The following is a 14,498-nucleotide window of genomic DNA, read 5'->3' as shown; positions in this document are numbered from 1 at the left end:
ATGGCGCCGTGAGCACCCGCACCACCTCCTCCGCGTCCTCCCCCGCGTCCTCGAGACGCCGCGTCCACCCGGCGTGGACCGTCGCGGCCGTCACCTTCGCGACGCTGCTGGCCGCCGGCGCCTTCCGTTCCGTCCCGGCGACCCTCATCGACCCGATCTCCGCGGAGTTCGGCTGGTCGACGGCGTCGATCTCGGCCGCGGTCAGCGTGAACCTCGTCCTCTACGGCCTCATCGCCCCGTTCGCGGCGGCGCTGATGCAGCGCTTCGGGGTGCAGCGCGTCGTCGCGGTCGCGTTGCTGCTGGTCGCGGCCGGGTCGGCGGGGTCGGCCTTCGTCGAGGCCCGCTGGCAGCTGGTGGCGACGTGGGGTGTCCTCGTCGGTCTCGGCACGGGGGCGATGGCGATGTCGTTGGCGGCGACGGTCGTGGGGCGCTGGTTCGTGCTGCGCCGGGGCCTGGTGACGGGCCTGCTCGCCGCGGCGGCCTCGGCGGGTCAGCTGGTGTTCCTGCCGCTGGTGGCGCGCCTGGCGCAGGCCCACGGCTGGCGCACCCCGTGCCTGGTCATCGCGGCGGTCGCGCTGGTCGTGGTCCCGCTGGTGGTGCTGCGCCTGCACGAGCACCCCGCCGACCGGGGCGTCCTGCCCTACGGCGGGACGAGCGCGGTCGACGTCCCGGCGCGGGCGTTGGGAGCGCTGGGCGCGCTGCGGGTCGCGGTGCGTTCCCGGGCGTTCTGGTTCCTCGCGCTGGGTTTCGCGATCTGCGGCGCGTCGACGAACGGACTCATCGGGACGCACTTCGTCTCCGCCGCCCACGACCACGGGATGCCGGCGACGACGGCCGCGTCGCTGCTGGCCCTCGTCGGGCTCTTCGACGTGGCGGGGACGATCGCGTCGGGCTGGCTGACCGACCGGGTCGACCCCCGGTTCCTGCTGCTGGCCTACTACGCGCTGCGCGGGGTGTCGCTGCTGCTGCTGCCGAGCGTGCTCTCCCCGGGGGTGCAACCGGCGACGTGGGTGTTCGTGGTGTTCTACGGGCTGGACTGGATCGCCACCGTGCCGCCGACGATCGCGTTGGCGCGCAAGCACTTCGGCGACGCAGGTCCGGTCGTCTTCGGCTGGGTCTTCGCCTCCCACCAGCTCGGCGCGGCGGTCATGGCGTTCGTCGCGGGTGTGGTGCGCGACGAGACCGGCGACTACCGCGGCGCGTTCCTGGTCAGCGGGGCGCTGTGCCTGATCGCTGCGGTGGCGTCGACGGCCGTGACAGGGCCGCGAGCGCGCGGTTCTCGGCCGGCAGCCGGAACCCCAGCAGCAGCACCGCGTTGAGGACGGTGAAGGCGAGCGCCGTGACCCACGCCGTGTGCACCAGCGGCAGAGCGAACCCCTCCAGCACGACGACGACGTAGTTGGGGTGGCGCAGCCACCGGTAGGGACCCCGGGCGACCAGGGTGAGACCGGGGACGACGATGACCCGGGTGTTCCACTGCGGCCCCAGCGCCGTGATGCACCACCAGCGCAGGCCCTGCGCGGCCAGGACGAGGACGAGCATCGGCCAGCCGAGGGCGGGGACGAAGGGCCGGTCGGCGGCGAGGACCTCGACCAGGCAGGCCAGCAGCAGCCCGGTGTGCAGGACCACCATGGGCGGGAAGTGGCCGCGACCGGACTCCACGCCGCCCCGCGCGAAGGACCACCGGGCGTGGCGGGTGGACACGACGAGTTCCGCGATGCGCTCGAACCCCGTCGCCAGGACGAGGGCGGCGAAGAGCCAGGTGCTCACCGGGCCTCCAGCAGCAGGGTCTCGGTGCTGACGCCGGGTCCGACGCCCAGGACGAGGGCCCGTCGCCCGGGGGTGCGCTCGGTGTCGGCGAGGACGTGCAGCACCGCGGAGCTGGAGAGGTTCCCGCTGGCGCGCAACGCCGCCCGGCTCGCGTCGAGGGCGTCGGGCGGCAGGTCCAGGGCCGCCACGACGGCGTCGAGGACCTTCGGCCCACCGGGGTGCACCACCCACTCGTCGACGCCGGCGACCCCGCCGTGGGGGTGGAGGAAGGCGCGGACGTCGTCGCCGACGTGGGCGCGCAGGACCTGCGGGAGCCCGGCGGAGAGGACGATCCGGAACCCCTTCGAGCCGATCTGCCAGCCGAGGGCGTCGGCGCTGCCCGGCAGCAACCGGGAGGTGTGCTCCAGCACGTCCCAGCCGGGACGTCCCCCCGCGCGCTCGGCACCGGCGAGGACGACGGCGGTGGCTCCGTCGCCGAACAACCCGCTGGCGACGAGGTTCGCCGTGGAGGGGTCGTCCGGCTGCAGGGTGAGGGAGCACAGTTCGACGCTGACGAGCAGGCCGACGGCGTCGGGGTGGCCGGCCAGGTGGTCGTCGAGGCGGGCCAGCCCGGCCGCTCCCCCGGCGCAGCCGAGCCCGAACCCGGGCCAGCGCACGACGTCGGGGCGCAGGCCGACGCGCTCGACGAGCAGGGCGTCGACGGAGGGCGCGGCGACGCCGGTGACGGTGGTGAAGAGCAGGACGTCGACGTCCTCCGGCTGCAGGCCCGCGGCGGCGAGGGCTCCCTTGACGGCGCGTTCGGCGAGGTCGAGGGCGATCTGGGCGAAGGCGGCGTTGGTGGCGTCGAAGGCGTCGGGCCGGGTGACCAGCTCGGGGTAGTCCGACAGCGGCAGCGCCAGGTGCCGGAAGTCGACGCCCGCGGCGCCGTGCAGGCGCCGCATCAGTTCCCGGTGCCGGCCGGGGCGGGACAGCAGCGGGGCCAGGGTGTCGGTGATCTCGGCCTGGGTGTGGCGGTGGGCCGGCAGGACCGGCTCGGTGGCCAGCACGCGGGAGGGGTTCCGGAGGCGTGACGTCACGCGGCGATGCTCGCACCCGCACCGCCCGGGCGCAGGACCGAGGGTCCGGCGGTGGCCGGGACGTCGTCGCGGGGGTGGACGACGTCGTGGCCGGACTCCGCTCGACCTCGTCCGAGGACCCGTCCTCCTGACCCGGCTCGCTAGGGTTCCCGATCGTGACGACGCCGTCCTCCACCCCGCCGTTCGTCGTGGCCGTCGACGCCGGGGGAACCGCGACCCGGGTCGGCTGCTACGCCCTCGACGGAACGCTGCTGTCCTCCGCCACCGGCGCGGCGGGTGCGGCGCACCACGACGACGACGCGGCCCGGAACCTCACCGATGCGGTCTCCGCCGCGCTGACGTCGGGGGGACTCGATCCGGCCGCGGCGCGGGGGCTCACCGCCGGGGTGGCGGGGATCGGCCGGCCCGGGTCCAACCAGGGGGTCGGTCGCGACGGGGCGTGGGCCGCGTCGTTCTACCCGCTGGACCTCCTCGACTGCCCCCGGACGTTCGTCAACGACGCCGTCGTGGCGCACCGCGGGGCGTTGCTCGACCAGGCCGGGATCGTCGTGGTCGCCGGTACCGGTTCGATGGTCCTGGCGATCGACGAGAACGGCGTCGAGGTCGAGAGCGGGCAGTTCCAGCACTACGCCGGTGCCGCCCGCCACGTCGCCTTCGACGTCGTGCACCAGGTCCTCGCCGGGAGGGCGGAACCGGCGGACGGAGAACTCGTCGCGCGGGTCCTGGAGCACTGGGGCGCCGCGGACGTCGACGCCCTGCGCCTGGCGCTCCGGCAGCAGGACGACGTCGCCCACAACGACGTCAAACGCGCGTTCGGGAGCTTCGCCCCCGTTGTCACCAAACTCGCCGACACGTCACCCCTGGCGGATCGCGCCCTGCGGAGGCTGGCCGACGTCACCGCCGACGGTGTGCTCCTGCTCGCGCCCCTCCTGCGCGACACCCCCGTCCCGGTGAGCCTCGCCGGCTCCCTCGCTCTCGACCCCGCGTTCTCGACGCGTCTCGACGCCGCGCTCGACGTCCCCGGCGCCACCCCCGTGCACCTGGCGCCACCCGCGCTGGACCCCTTGGGCGGCGCCGGGTTCCTGGCCCTGCGGCGCCTCGGCGCCCCGCTCGGCCCCGAGGTGGTGCGGCGGCTAGGTTCGTCGGGGTGAAGATCGTTCTCCCGGGCGGCACCGGCCAGGTCGGCGCGCTGCTGCGCCGCGCGTTGCTCGCCCGCGATGCCGAGGTGGTGGTGCTCAGCCGACGCCCGGAGGTCCTGGAACCCGGGGTGCGGCACGTGCTCTGGGACGGACGGACCCTCGGCCCCTGGTCGCGTGAGTTCGAGGGGGCCGACGCCGTCGTGAACCTCGCGGGGCGCACCGTCAGCTGCCGCTACACCGACGCGAACCTGCGCGAGATGATGAACTCCCGGATGGACTCGACCCGGGTCGTCGGTGCGGCGATCGCGGGAACCCGGGAACCCCCGCGGGTCTGGTTGCAGATGAGCACGGCCACCATCTACGCCGACGCGCGGTCCCGGCCCGACGACCTCGCGCACGACGAGGCGAACGGGATCATCGGTGGTGAGGAACCCGACGTCCCGCTCTACTGGGAGTACAGCGTGCACATCGCCCGCCGCTGGGAACAGGCCCAGGCCGACTCCCCCACCCCGCGCACCCGCCAGGTCGCGTTGCGGGCCGCGATGGTCATGACCCCCGACCGCGGCGGGGTCTTCGACTACCTCTCGGGGATGGCCCGCCTCGGGGTGGGCGGGGCGTCGCCGGTGGTCACCAGTACGTCTCGTGGATCCACGGCGACGACGTGGTGCGGGCCGTGGAGTTCCTGCTCGCGCGCGACGACCTCGACGGGCCGGTGAACCTCTGCGCCCCGCAGCCCGTGCCGCAGCGGGAGCTGATGCGGGACCTGCGCGCGGCGTGGGGTTCCCGCGTCGCGGTCCCGGCCACCGCGTCGATGGCCCGGCTCGGCGCGTTCGTGCTCGGCACCGACGCGGAACTGCTGCTGAAGAGCCGGCGGGTGGTCCCGGGCCGGTTGCTGGACGCGGGTTTCACCTTCACCCACCCGCGGTGGCGACCCGCGGCGGCGGACCTCGCGTCCCGCGCCCGGGAACTCAGGACCTCGGCACGCAGCGGTTGAGCACCGCCCGCAGGAGTTCGCGGGTCACCCCACCCGTCGGAGGACGAGGCTGACGTCGCGGTCCGGCACCAGCGCGATGCGCGACTCCCGACCGGTGCCGGTCATGCCTCGTGCGTGGCACCGCGGCCGGCGACTGGGGACGCACTACGGTCCGGGTCGTGCTGCCGACGGGGTTGTCCATGCTGTGGGAGCCGTGCGATCCGGGACCCGCGCTGCACGAACGCTTCGGGTTCGACGGCGTCGACGCGGCGGCGGACTGGCTGAGCGCCGCCCTCGCGGGGACCTGGGGCACCACCGTCCACGCGTGCCCGCGGTTGGTGATCAGCGACCGGAACGTCATCGCCTGGGCCACCTCCGACCGGGGTGACCTGGTCGTGAAGTGGTCCTGCGACACCGGACGCTTCGCGCGGTTGGACACCTCCACCCGGCTGCTGCGCGACCTCGCCCGCCAGGGGATCCCGGTCGCGGCGCCGCTCGCGACCCGCGACGGGGACGACCGGGTGGTGCTGCCGGGCCCGCTGGGCGAGCTCTCGGTCGCCGTCCTCCCCGAGCTCACCGGCGACTGGCTGGACGTGGACGACCTCGCCGCGGTCCGCTCCGCCGGGTCGTGGCTGGCCAGGGTGCACGCCGCCTTCCCGCCGCCCACCGACGGCGCCGCGACCCCGCTGCACGAGCGCGTCGAGGCCTGGCTGCGCTCCGCGGACCCGGGCTTCGTCCCGGCGGCCTCGACGCGCCTGGCCACCCTCCTCGCCACGGCTCCCCCGCTGAGCGAGCGACCGCAGTACGTGCACGACGACTTCCGGGCCGCGAACCTGCTCACCCGGGACTCCGAGGTCGTCGGCGTGCTCGACTTCGACGAGGTGCGGGTGGACCACCGGGTGGGCGACCTCGCCAAAGCCAGCGTCTACCTGGCCACCCGGTTCACCGACTGGGGTCCCACGTCGCCGCCGGTGCGGACGGCCTTGCGCGCGGGCTACGAAGCGGTCCGGCCCCTGAGCCCCGAGGAAGCGCGCTGGCTGGAGGTCCTCGTGCTGTGGCAGGGGGTGATGGCGGTCCGCGGTCCCGGTGACGCGGCGGGGTGGGCCCTCGGCCTGTGACGCCGCGCACCGGGGCGGCTCAGCGGACCGAGCGGTAGACCTCCAGGGTCCGGGCCGCGATGGCGTCCCAGGAGAAGTGCTCGACCGCGCGGGCCCGGCCGGCGGCACCGCGGGTACGGGCCCGCTCGGGGTCGGAGACGGCGTCGGTGAGGGTCGCGGCGAGGTCGGCGACGAACTTCTCGGGGTCGACGGGGGCGCCGGTGCCGTCGGTGACCTGCTCGATGGGGACCAGCCAGCCGGTCACGCCGTCCTCGACGACCTCGGGGATGCCGCCGGTGGCGGTGCCGACGACGGCTGCGCCGCAGGCCATCGCCTCGAGGTTGACGATGCCCAGGGGCTCGTAGACGGAGGGGCAGACGAACACCGTCGCCTGCGAGAGGTGCTCGAGGAGTTCGGGACGGCTCAGGTGGCGGTCGAGCCAGACGACGCCCTCGCGGGTCTTCTGCAGTTCGGCGACGAGCCCGGCCACCTCGGCGGCGATCTCGGGGGTGTCGGGAGCCCCGGCGCACAGGACGAGCTGCACCTCCGGCGGGAGCTGGGCGCAGGCCCGCAGCAGGTGCGGCAGCCCCTTCTGACGGGTGATGCGCCCGACGAAGACCACGCTGGGGCGGTCGGGATCGACCCCGTTGGCCCGCACCAGGTCACGGCCCTCGACGGGGACCCACTCGGAGGCGTCGATGCCGTTGTGGACGACGTGGACGCGGGCGGGGTCCAGGGCCGGGTAGCTGCGCAGGATGTCGGCGCGCATGCCGGCGCTGACGGCGATGACGGCCGCGGCGGCCTCGAAGGCGGTCTTCTCGGCCCAGCTGGACACGCGGTAGCCGCCGCCCAGCTGCTCGGCCTTCCACGGCCGCAGCGGTTCCAGGCTGTGGGCGGAGACGACGTGCGGGACGCCGTGCAGCAGGGAGGCCAGGTGGCCGGCCATGTTGGCGTACCAGGTGTGGGAGTGCACGACGTCGGCGCCGGCGACGTCCTGGGCCATCGCGAGGTCGACGCCGAGGGTCCGCAGGGCCGCGTTGGCCCCCTCCAGCGTCGCCGGTTCGGGGTAGGCGGTCGCGCCGGGCTCGGTGCGGGGCGCGCCGAAGCAGCGGACGGCGACCTCGGGTCCGTCGGGCACGGAACGCAGTGCTTTCACCAGTTCCTCGACGTGAACTCCCGCTCCGCCGTAGATCTCCGGCGGGTACTCCTTCGTCAGCAGGTCGACACGCATCGAACTTCCTTCCCGTACATGGTGGGCACGCCACCGTAGCGGGGCCTATCGTGCCCCTCGTGGCCACACCGAACGTCCTCGCGATCGTCCTCGCCGGCGGGGAGGGGAAGCGGCTCATGCCGCTCACCGCCGACCGGGCCAAACCCGCCGTCCCGTTCGGGGGGACGTACCGGCTCATCGACTTCGCCCTCTCCAACCTGGTGAACGCCGGGTACCGCAAGATCGTCGTCCTGACGCAGTACAAGTCCCACTCCCTGGACCGGCACATCTCCCAGTCGTGGCGGATGTCGAACCTCTTCGGGTCCTACATCGCCTCCGTGCCCGCGCAGCAGCGGGTCGGCAAGCGGTGGTACCTGGGGTCGGCGGACGCCATCTACCAGTCCATGAACCTCATCTCCGACGAGCGTCCCGACATCGTCGTCGTGGTCGGTGCCGACCACGTCTACCGGATGGACTTCTCCCAGATGGTGGAGGCCCACATCGCCTCCGGCTCGCCGTGCACCGTGGCGGCCATCCGCCAGCCCATCTCCCTCGCCGACCAGTTCGGGGTCATCCAGACCGAACCGGGTTCGAACAAGATCGCCGAGTTCCTGGAGAAGCCGAAGGACCCGCAGGGTCTGGAGGACTCCCCGCACGAGGTCCTGGCCTCGATGGGCAACTACGTCTTCACGGCCGACGCGCTCGTGGACGCGGTGACCCGCGACTCCGAGGACGAGGGCTCCAAGCACGACATGGGCGGCGACATCGTCCCCGACTTCGTCTCGCGCGGGCAGGCCTCGGTCTACGACTTCAAGGACAACGAGGTCCCCGGGGCCACCGACCGCGACCGCGCGTACTGGCGCGACGTGGGGACGCTCGACTCCTACTTCGAGGCCCAGATGGACCTCATCTCGGTGCTGCCGGTGTTCAACCTCTACAACTACGAGTGGCCCATCATCACCGCGCAGGACTACTACCCGCCGGCGAAGTTCGTGCACGGCTGGCAGGGCACCTACGGCCACGCGGTGAACTCCATCATCTCCCAGGGCACCGTCGTCTCCGGTGCGCTGGTGGAGAAGTCGGTGGTCTCGCCCAACGTGCGCCTCGACTCCTGGGCCCACGTCAGCGAGTCCGTCCTGATGGACGGGGTCCAGGTCGGGCGTCACGCCGTCGTGCAGCGGGCCATCGTCGACAAGTTCGTCACGATCCCCGAGGACGCGCGGATCGGCGTCGATCCCGACGAGGACCGGGCCCGGGGTTTCCACGTGACCGACTCGGGCATCACGGTCGTCGGCAAGGGCCAGACGATCCCGAGCTGATCCCGGACCTGGTGGCAGCGCCGGGCGGGATCTAGGGTCGAGACATGACCGCAGATCCGCGCCCGGTGCGCATCGGCATCCAGATCCAGCCCCAGCACGCGCAGTACCCCGCGATCCGCGCCGCCGCGGCGCGGGCGGAGGAGATGGGCGCCGACATCGCCTTCAACTGGGACCACTTCTACCCGCTCTACGGCGAGCCCGAGGGCCTGCACTTCGAGGCCTGGACGATGCTGGCCGCGTGGGCGGAGGCGACGTCGCGCATCGAGATCGGTGCGCTGGTGTCCTGCAACTCCTACCGCAACCCCGAACTGCTCGCCGACATGGCCCGCACCGTCGATCACGTCTCCGCCCACGACACGGGATCGGGCCGCCTGATCCTGGGCATCGGGTCCGGGTGGTTCGAGAAGGACTACGACGAGTACGGCTACGAGTTCGGCACCGCCGGCGGACGGCTGAACAAGCTCCGTGATGACATGCCCCGCATCGAGAGCCGGCTGGCGAAGCTGAACCCGGCGCCCACCCGCAAGGTTCCCGTCCTCATCGGCGGCGGCGGGGAGCAGAAGACGCTGCGCATCGTCGCGAAGCACGCCGACATCTGGCACTCCTTCGGCGACGTCGAGACGTTCACCCGCAAGAGCGGGATCCTCGACGAACGCTGCGCCGAGATCGGCCGGGACCCCCTCGAGATCGAGCGCTCCGTCGGGGTCGAGCCCAAGGACGGGGTCGAGGCGGCGGAGGCGCTGCACGCCGCCGGCGGCCGGCTGTTCACCTTCGGGACCGGTGGACCCGACTACGACATGGGTTTCCTCGCCGACCTCATCGCCTGGCGCGACAGCAAGAACGCCTGACCGTCACCGCAGGGCACGCCCGGTAGGGTTCCGGGCGTGCCTGACAACGTCTCCCCGACCACGGTGCTGGTGACCGTCACCGGACCCGACCGGCCCGGGGTGACGTCGGCGTTGTTCGCCGCCCTCGCCGGGACGGCGGCCCACGTGCTGGACGTGGAGCAGGTCGTCGTCGGCGGGATCCTGACGTTGTCGGCGCTGGTCACCGACCCGGTTCCCGGGGCGGTGGCCTTCGCCGTCTCCCCCGGAACCGTCGCCGGCCTGCAGGGGCTCGAGGTGACCTGCGCCGCACCGGAAGAGGTGCTCGTCACGGCCCGGCCGCGACGGTTGCACGTGACGCTGCTGGGAGCGCCGTTGGTGCCTGCCGCGATCGCGCGCATCACCACGGTGCTGGCCGAGGCCGGGGCCAACGTCGACCGGATCCGGCGGATGTCGGTCCACCCGGTGACCAGCGTCGAACTCGACGTCTCCACCCACGGCGGCCCCGAGGAACTCCTCGCCCTGCGCCGCACGCTCTCCGTGGAGGCCGGCCGGCACGGCCTCGACGCGGCCGTCTCCCCCGCCGGTCTGGCCCGGATGGGTCGACGCCTCGTCGTCATGGACGTCGACTCGACCCTCATCCAGCAGGAGGTCATCGAACTCCTGGCCGCGCACGCCGGGCGCGAGGCCGAGGTGGCGGCCGTCACCGAACGCGCCATGCGCGGGGAGATCGACTTCGCCGCCTCGTTGCGCGAACGCGTGGCCTGTCTCGAGGGTCTCGACGTCTCGGTCATCGACGCCGTCCGTGCGGCCGTCGTCCTCACCCCGGGGGCGCGGACCCTCTGCCGGACGCTGCACCGGTTGGGTTTCACCCTGGCCCTGGTGTCGGGGGGGTTCCTGGAGGTCGTCGGCCCCCTCGCCGCGGAACTCGGGATCGCGCACGTGCGGGCGAACCGGTTGCAGGTGGTGCACGGCACGCTCACCGGGCGGGTCACGGGACCCGTCGTCGACCGCGCGGCGAAGGCCGTGGCCCTGCGCGACTTCGCGGCCGCGGAGGGACTCCCGCTGCACCGCACCGTCGCCGTCGGCGACGGCGCGAACGACCTCGACATGCTCGCCGCAGCCGGGCTGGGGATCGCCTTCAACGCCAAACCCGTCGTGCGTGAGCAGGCCGACGCGGCCCTCAACGTCCCCTACCTCGACGCCGTCCTGCCGCTGCTGGGCATCACCCGCGACGACGTCGAGGAGGCCGACCTGCTCGACCAGGCCGGACGGAGCGGTTCCGGGGACGCGGCGCTCAGCCGCGGTTGAGCGCCCAGGTGGAGAGCCCGGCCAGCCCGAGGATGACCACGATCATCACGACGCCGTAGAGGGCCAGGCGCCGGCCCCCGGAGGGTTTCGGGTCCGCCACCTCAGTGCCCCATCCCGAGGCCGCCGTCGACGGGCAGCACGGCCCCGTTGACGTAGCCGGCGTCGGCGAGGAACAGCGCGGCCTGCGCTATCTCGGCGACGTCGCCGAAGCGGCCGGCGGGGATGCTGCCCTTGTACTGGGTGGCGGTCGCCTCGGGCAGGGCACGGGTCATGTCGGTGTCGATGAACCCGGGCGCGATGACGTTGGCCGTGATGCCGCGGCTGCCCAGCTCGCGGGCGATGGAGCGGGCCAGGCCGATCAGGCCGGACTTGGACGCCGCGTAGTTGGTCTGGCCCGGGGAGCCGTAGAGGCCCACGACGCTGGACATGAAGATGAGGCGTCCCTTCTTGGCCCGCACCATCCCACGCACCGCACGGCGCGCCACCCGCCAGGCCCCGGCGAGGTTGGCGTCGAGGACGGAGTCGAACTCCTCGTCGCTCATGCGCATCAGGAGCTGGTCGCGGGTGGTGCCGGCGTTGGCCACGAGGACCTCGACGGCGCCCTGCTCGGCCTCCACGGCGGCGAAGGCCGCGTCGAGGGAGGCGGGATCGGTCACGTCGGCGCGGACCCCGAACAACCCTGCGGGCGGCTCCCCGGAGCGGTACGTGATCGCCACCTGGTCCCCGGCGGCCGCGAAGGCCTGGGCGACGGCGAGGCCGATGCCACGGTTCCCGCCGGTCACGAGGACGCTGCGGGGAGTTCGTTCGCCGGTGGGGGCAGTGAGCTGCGACACGATGGGCGAAAATAACGCATCCGGCTGTGAACTGGGCGGGTGGGGGTCGTCGGGCAGGCATAGCGTGAACGTGTGCAGGAGCAGGAACCGAGCTACCAGATCACCGCCGCCCCGACGTCCCAGACCGACGACATGGGGGTGCGGTACCGCAAGTACGTCATCTCGATGATCATCCGCACGCTCTGCTTCCTGTGCTTCGCGTTCATCGACCACCCCATCCGCTGGGCCTTCGTCGGTGGCGCGCTCGTGCTGCCCTACATCGCCGTGGTGCTCGCGAACGCCGGCCGGGAGTCCCGTGGGCCCGCCCCGGACTCCTTCGACATCACCGCGCCGGCCCCGCGGCCCCCGGAGCAGCTCCCGGCGATCGAGGCCACGATCACGTCCGTGCGCTCCCCCCGGGACGACGTCCGCTGACGTCCGACGTTCACGCAGGGTTGGACGGGACGTCGCTCGGTGCGAGACTGCTGACGTGGAACCTGGTGCACAGCCCGGTACGACTCATGGCGATGCCTCGCCGCGCTACTCCCCTCCGACCGTGGTCTCGATGCACGAGCCGCCGTCGGACCCCGTCTGCAGCGCTCGGGGGTGCACCCACCACGCCGACTTCGGTCTGCGGTGGAACAACCCGAGCCTGCACACCCCGGAACGCCGCAAGACGTGGCTGGCCTGTGCCGAGCACCGCGACCACCTGTCGGAGTTCCTCGGGGCGAGGGGCTTCCTGCGCGAGGTTCTCGAAGTGGCACAGTTGCGGGCGTGAGCGTTCTGCGACTGCTGCGTGAACCACGGTGGCTGCGTGGACTGGCGGTCGCCGTCCTGATCGCGTTCGTCTGCCTCCTCCTGGGTCGCTGGCAGTGGCACCGCCGTGAGGAGCGTCTGGCCGCGAACGCGCCCCTGGTCCAGAACTACGACGCGCGACCCGTCGACGTCACCCGGGTGCTGCCCGTCGGCTCCGAGCTGGCCCGGGCCGACGTGTGGACGCCGGTGCGGGTCACCGGCACCTACGACGTGGCCGACACCCTGCTGGTGCGCAACCGGCCGCGCGACGACACGGCCGGCTACGAGGTGCTCGTGCCGCTGGTGCTCGGCGACGGCACCGCCCTGGTCGTGGACCGCGGCTGGCTGGCGGCCGGCGACGACACCGACCGTCCGGACACGCTGCCCGCCCCGGCGCAGGGCGAGGTCACCGTCGTGGCGCGCCTGCGCCAGTGGGAGGAGGCCAAGCGCGGGACCGTCCCGGCCGGCCAGGTCGGCTCCATCGGACGTGCGCAGGTCGCGGCGGCCGTGCCGGGGCTGAGACTGCTCGACGGGTACGCCGTGCTCGCCTCCGAGGACCCGTCCGCGGCCACCGCCCCCGCTCCGGCGCTGCGTCCCGACGTCGACGAGGGGCCGCACCTGGCCTACACGGTGCAGTGGTTCGGGTTCGCCCTGACGGCGCTGGTCGTCTGGGTCGTCGCAGGCCGGCGGGAGCTGGACCTGCGGGCCGGCGAGACCGGCGACACCGAGGCGAGCATGGAGACCACGGAGGGTGAGCGGGTCGAGAAGACCGTCGAGGCGGTCGAGGCGGCTCCCGCGCCACGCCGGGGCGCCCGACGCGCGGTGCGGTCCGGGGTGGACGAGCAGGCCGAGGATGCCGAGCTGGACGCCGCTGACCAGCGGTTCTAGAAGATCCCGGGTGTCGGCGGACCCCACCGAGGTTCGCCCGTTCGGGGGCAAACGATCATGCTGTGTGTACCAACGGCCACTCTGCGCAACAATGGACCCATGGACCTGGGCCTGAGTGACCGCGTGTACATCGTCTCCGGTGCGTCCACCGGGCTCGGGCTCTCCTGCGCCAGGGTGCTCGCCGACGAAGGTGCACTCCTCGTGCTGCACGCGGGAGACGAGGACGAGCTGCGCACGGTGATGCCCAGCATCGGCGATCCGTCCCGTCTGCTGCCCGTCCCGGGCGACATCTCCGACCCCGGCACCGAGACCCGTCTCGTCGCCGCGGCCCACGCCCGGTTCGGGCGCCTGGACGGCGCGGTCATCTCCTGCGGGGCTCCGCCCACCTCCACCGTCCTGGAGGCCTCCGACGGGGCGTGGCGCGAGGCGTTCGAGTCGAGCCTGCTCGGCCCGCTGCGCCTGGCCCGCTCGGTCGGCAAGGCCGCGACCGGGGAAGGCGCCTCGATGGTGCTGCTGCTCTCCAGCACCGTCCGCACGCCCGTCATGGACGCCGGCGTGGCGAACGGGCTGCGTCCGGGCCTGGCGATGGCCGCCAAGGCCCTGGCCGACGAACTCGGCCCGCGGGGGGTGCGGATCAACAACCTGCTCGCCGGGCACGTCGACGCCAGCTCTCCGCTGGAGTTCGAGGACTCCACCGAACTGGCCCCCGACGTGCTGGAGGACATCCCGCTGCGTCGGGCCGGACTCCCCGACGAGTTCGCGCGCGCCGCGGTGTTCCTGCTCTCCCCCGCGGCGTCCTACATCACGGGGGCGTCGCTCACCGTGGACGGGGGAACCGACCGCTCGCTGTGAACGGCCGGCCCCCCGCTCGGCAGTGGCCTCTCAGCCCTGCCGGGTCTTGCCGCGTGTGGCCCCGCCACGACTGCGCAGGGTCACCTCGTTCTCGCTGAGCAACCGGTGCACGAAACCGTAGGAACGACCTGTCTCCTCGGCGAGTGCGCGGATGCTCTTCCCCTCGGCGTAACCCTTCGACAGCTCGCCGGCGAGCTGCTCCCGTTCGGAACCGCTCAACCGGGTTCCCCGCTTGATCGTTTCGGTCATCCCGACCTCTCCTCAACGTCGTCGCAGACCCCAGGACCCCCTCCATGGTCACCACCACCGGCGGTTCCGGCCACTCGAACGGGGAGATCACTGCTCCTTCCGTGATCTTCGGACCCCTGCTCCGACCTGCACAAACGTTTCATCGTGGGAAGGTCGACCCGTCGGACCGGCGTGGTGACGCGG

The 14,498-nt window shown here is 73.1% G+C and carries 15 protein-coding genes and 1 pseudogene; 11 read left to right on the top strand and 5 right to left on the bottom strand.

Annotation, left to right across the window (positions count from 1 at the left end; translation table 11 throughout):
• Positions 1 to 8: 8 nt before the first annotated feature.
• Entirely contained in the window at positions 9 to 1,319 is a 1,311-nt protein-coding gene (locus ACFQ46_RS01505) for an MFS transporter (RefSeq protein ID WP_380256483.1), read from the top strand.
• On the opposite strand, the gene ACFQ46_RS01500 is transcribed toward ACFQ46_RS01505, so the two are convergent.
• A complete protein-coding gene (locus ACFQ46_RS01500; RefSeq protein ID WP_380156503.1) occupies positions 1,210 to 1,770 on the bottom strand; it encodes an isoprenylcysteine carboxyl methyltransferase family protein in 561 nt (186 codons plus the stop codon). The genes ACFQ46_RS01505 and ACFQ46_RS01500 overlap by 110 nt on opposite strands.
• Entirely contained in the window at positions 1,767 to 2,846 is a 1,080-nt protein-coding gene (locus tag ACFQ46_RS01495) for a type III polyketide synthase (RefSeq protein ID WP_380256481.1), read from the bottom strand. Before ACFQ46_RS01495 ends, ACFQ46_RS01500 begins: the two co-directional genes overlap by 4 nt.
• Before the next feature lie 155 nt (positions 2,847 to 3,001).
• Here ACFQ46_RS01495 and ACFQ46_RS01490 point away from each other — a divergent pair, with 155 nt between their 5' ends.
• The 3 genes and pseudogenes from ACFQ46_RS01490 to ACFQ46_RS01480 all read left to right on the top strand — a co-directional run bounded on the left by ACFQ46_RS01490 (position 3,002) and on the right by ACFQ46_RS01480 (position 6,076).
• The gene (locus tag ACFQ46_RS01490) at positions 3,002 to 3,997 is read left to right on the top strand and encodes a BadF/BadG/BcrA/BcrD ATPase family protein (RefSeq protein ID WP_380256479.1); all 996 of its coding nucleotides are present in this window, start codon (positions 3,002 to 3,004) and stop codon (positions 3,995 to 3,997) included.
• Positions 3,994 to 4,979: pseudogene (locus ACFQ46_RS01485) on the top strand (epimerase). The gene ACFQ46_RS01490 and the pseudogene ACFQ46_RS01485 overlap by 4 nt, the downstream one beginning before the upstream one ends.
• A gap of 158 nt (positions 4,980 to 5,137) precedes the next feature.
• Positions 5,138 to 6,076 carry a phosphotransferase enzyme family protein gene (locus ACFQ46_RS01480; protein WP_380256477.1) on the top strand — a complete coding sequence of 313 codons (939 nt, stop codon included), beginning with the start codon at positions 5,138 to 5,140 and terminating at the stop codon, positions 6,074 to 6,076.
• A gap of 19 nt (positions 6,077 to 6,095) precedes the next feature.
• Here the strand turns inward: ACFQ46_RS01480 and glgA are convergent, their stop codons facing one another.
• Positions 6,096 to 7,286 carry a glycogen synthase gene (glgA, locus tag ACFQ46_RS01475; RefSeq protein ID WP_380256475.1) on the bottom strand — a complete coding sequence of 397 codons (1,191 nt, stop codon included), beginning with the start codon at positions 7,284 to 7,286 and terminating at the stop codon, positions 6,096 to 6,098.
• A 59-nt stretch (positions 7,287 to 7,345) separates the two neighbouring features.
• On the opposite strand from glgA, the gene glgC reads away from it, so the two are divergent.
• Genes glgC through serB form a run of 3 tightly spaced genes read left to right on the top strand, consistent with a single transcriptional unit; the run spans position 7,346 to position 10,719 of the window.
• Positions 7,346 to 8,584, top strand: coding sequence for a glucose-1-phosphate adenylyltransferase (glgC, locus tag ACFQ46_RS01470; RefSeq protein ID WP_380256473.1), 1,239 nt, complete (start codon positions 7,346 to 7,348; stop codon positions 8,582 to 8,584).
• Between the two features lie 44 nt (positions 8,585 to 8,628).
• On the top strand, positions 8,629 to 9,432 hold the full coding sequence (locus ACFQ46_RS01465) for an LLM class F420-dependent oxidoreductase (RefSeq protein ID WP_380256471.1): 804 nt from the start codon (positions 8,629 to 8,631) through the stop codon (positions 9,430 to 9,432).
• 36 nt (positions 9,433 to 9,468) lie between these two features.
• Positions 9,469 to 10,719 (top strand): phosphoserine phosphatase SerB, encoded by a 1,251-nt coding sequence (gene serB, locus ACFQ46_RS01460; protein WP_380256469.1) that lies wholly within the window; start codon positions 9,469 to 9,471, stop codon positions 10,717 to 10,719.
• A 101-nt stretch (positions 10,720 to 10,820) separates the two neighbouring features.
• Here serB and ACFQ46_RS01455 read toward each other — a convergent pair whose 3' ends face one another.
• Positions 10,821 to 11,552 carry an SDR family oxidoreductase gene (locus ACFQ46_RS01455; protein ID WP_380256467.1) on the bottom strand — a complete coding sequence of 244 codons (732 nt, stop codon included), beginning with the start codon at positions 11,550 to 11,552 and terminating at the stop codon, positions 10,821 to 10,823.
• Positions 11,553 to 11,624: 72 nt separating this feature from the next.
• On the opposite strand from ACFQ46_RS01455, the gene ACFQ46_RS01450 reads away from it, so the two are divergent.
• The 4 genes from ACFQ46_RS01450 (at position 11,625) to ACFQ46_RS01435 (ending at position 14,066) form a co-directional block, all read left to right on the top strand.
• Positions 11,625 to 11,966 (top strand): DUF3099 domain-containing protein, encoded by a 342-nt coding sequence (locus ACFQ46_RS01450; RefSeq protein ID WP_380256466.1) that lies wholly within the window; start codon positions 11,625 to 11,627, stop codon positions 11,964 to 11,966.
• A gap of 130 nt (positions 11,967 to 12,096) precedes the next feature.
• The gene (locus tag ACFQ46_RS01445; protein ID WP_380256464.1) at positions 12,097 to 12,309 is read left to right on the top strand and encodes a hypothetical protein; all 213 of its coding nucleotides are present in this window, start codon (positions 12,097 to 12,099) and stop codon (positions 12,307 to 12,309) included.
• Positions 12,306 to 13,214, top strand: coding sequence for an SURF1 family protein (locus tag ACFQ46_RS01440; protein WP_380256462.1), 909 nt, complete (start codon positions 12,306 to 12,308; stop codon positions 13,212 to 13,214). Before ACFQ46_RS01445 ends, ACFQ46_RS01440 begins: the two co-directional genes overlap by 4 nt.
• A gap of 99 nt (positions 13,215 to 13,313) precedes the next feature.
• Positions 13,314 to 14,066 (top strand): SDR family oxidoreductase, encoded by a 753-nt coding sequence (locus ACFQ46_RS01435; protein ID WP_380256460.1) that lies wholly within the window; start codon positions 13,314 to 13,316, stop codon positions 14,064 to 14,066.
• Between the two features lie 30 nt (positions 14,067 to 14,096).
• Here ACFQ46_RS01435 and ACFQ46_RS01430 read toward each other — a convergent pair whose 3' ends face one another.
• Positions 14,097 to 14,315 (bottom strand): helix-turn-helix domain-containing protein, encoded by a 219-nt coding sequence (locus tag ACFQ46_RS01430; RefSeq protein ID WP_380256458.1) that lies wholly within the window; start codon positions 14,313 to 14,315, stop codon positions 14,097 to 14,099.
• Positions 14,316 to 14,498 lie beyond the last annotated feature (183 nt).

The organism is Kineococcus sp. GCM10028916, assembly GCF_042674865.1.
Taxonomy (GTDB): Bacteria; Actinomycetota; Actinomycetes; order Actinomycetales; family Kineococcaceae; genus Kineococcus.
The sequence above is the reverse complement of the archived record's forward strand: the minus strand, read 5'-3'. Positions and strand labels throughout refer to the sequence as shown.

Excerpts from the sequence above, each read along its gene's own strand:
- ACFQ46_RS01430 (WP_380256458.1), bottom strand. The coding sequence starts at position 14,315 with ATGACCGAAACGATCAAGCGGGGAACCCGGTTGAGCGGTTCCGAACGG.
- ACFQ46_RS01465 (WP_380256471.1), top strand. The coding sequence starts at position 8,629 with ATGACCGCAGATCCGCGCCCGGTGCGCATCGGCATCCAGATCCAGCCC.
- ACFQ46_RS01435 (WP_380256460.1), top strand. The coding sequence starts at position 13,314 with ATGGACCTGGGCCTGAGTGACCGCGTGTACATCGTCTCCGGTGCGTCC.
- glgA (WP_380256475.1), bottom strand. The coding sequence starts at position 7,286 with ATGCGTGTCGACCTGCTGACGAAGGAGTACCCGCCGGAGATCTACGGC.
- ACFQ46_RS01445 (WP_380256464.1), top strand. The coding sequence starts at position 12,097 with ATGCACGAGCCGCCGTCGGACCCCGTCTGCAGCGCTCGGGGGTGCACC.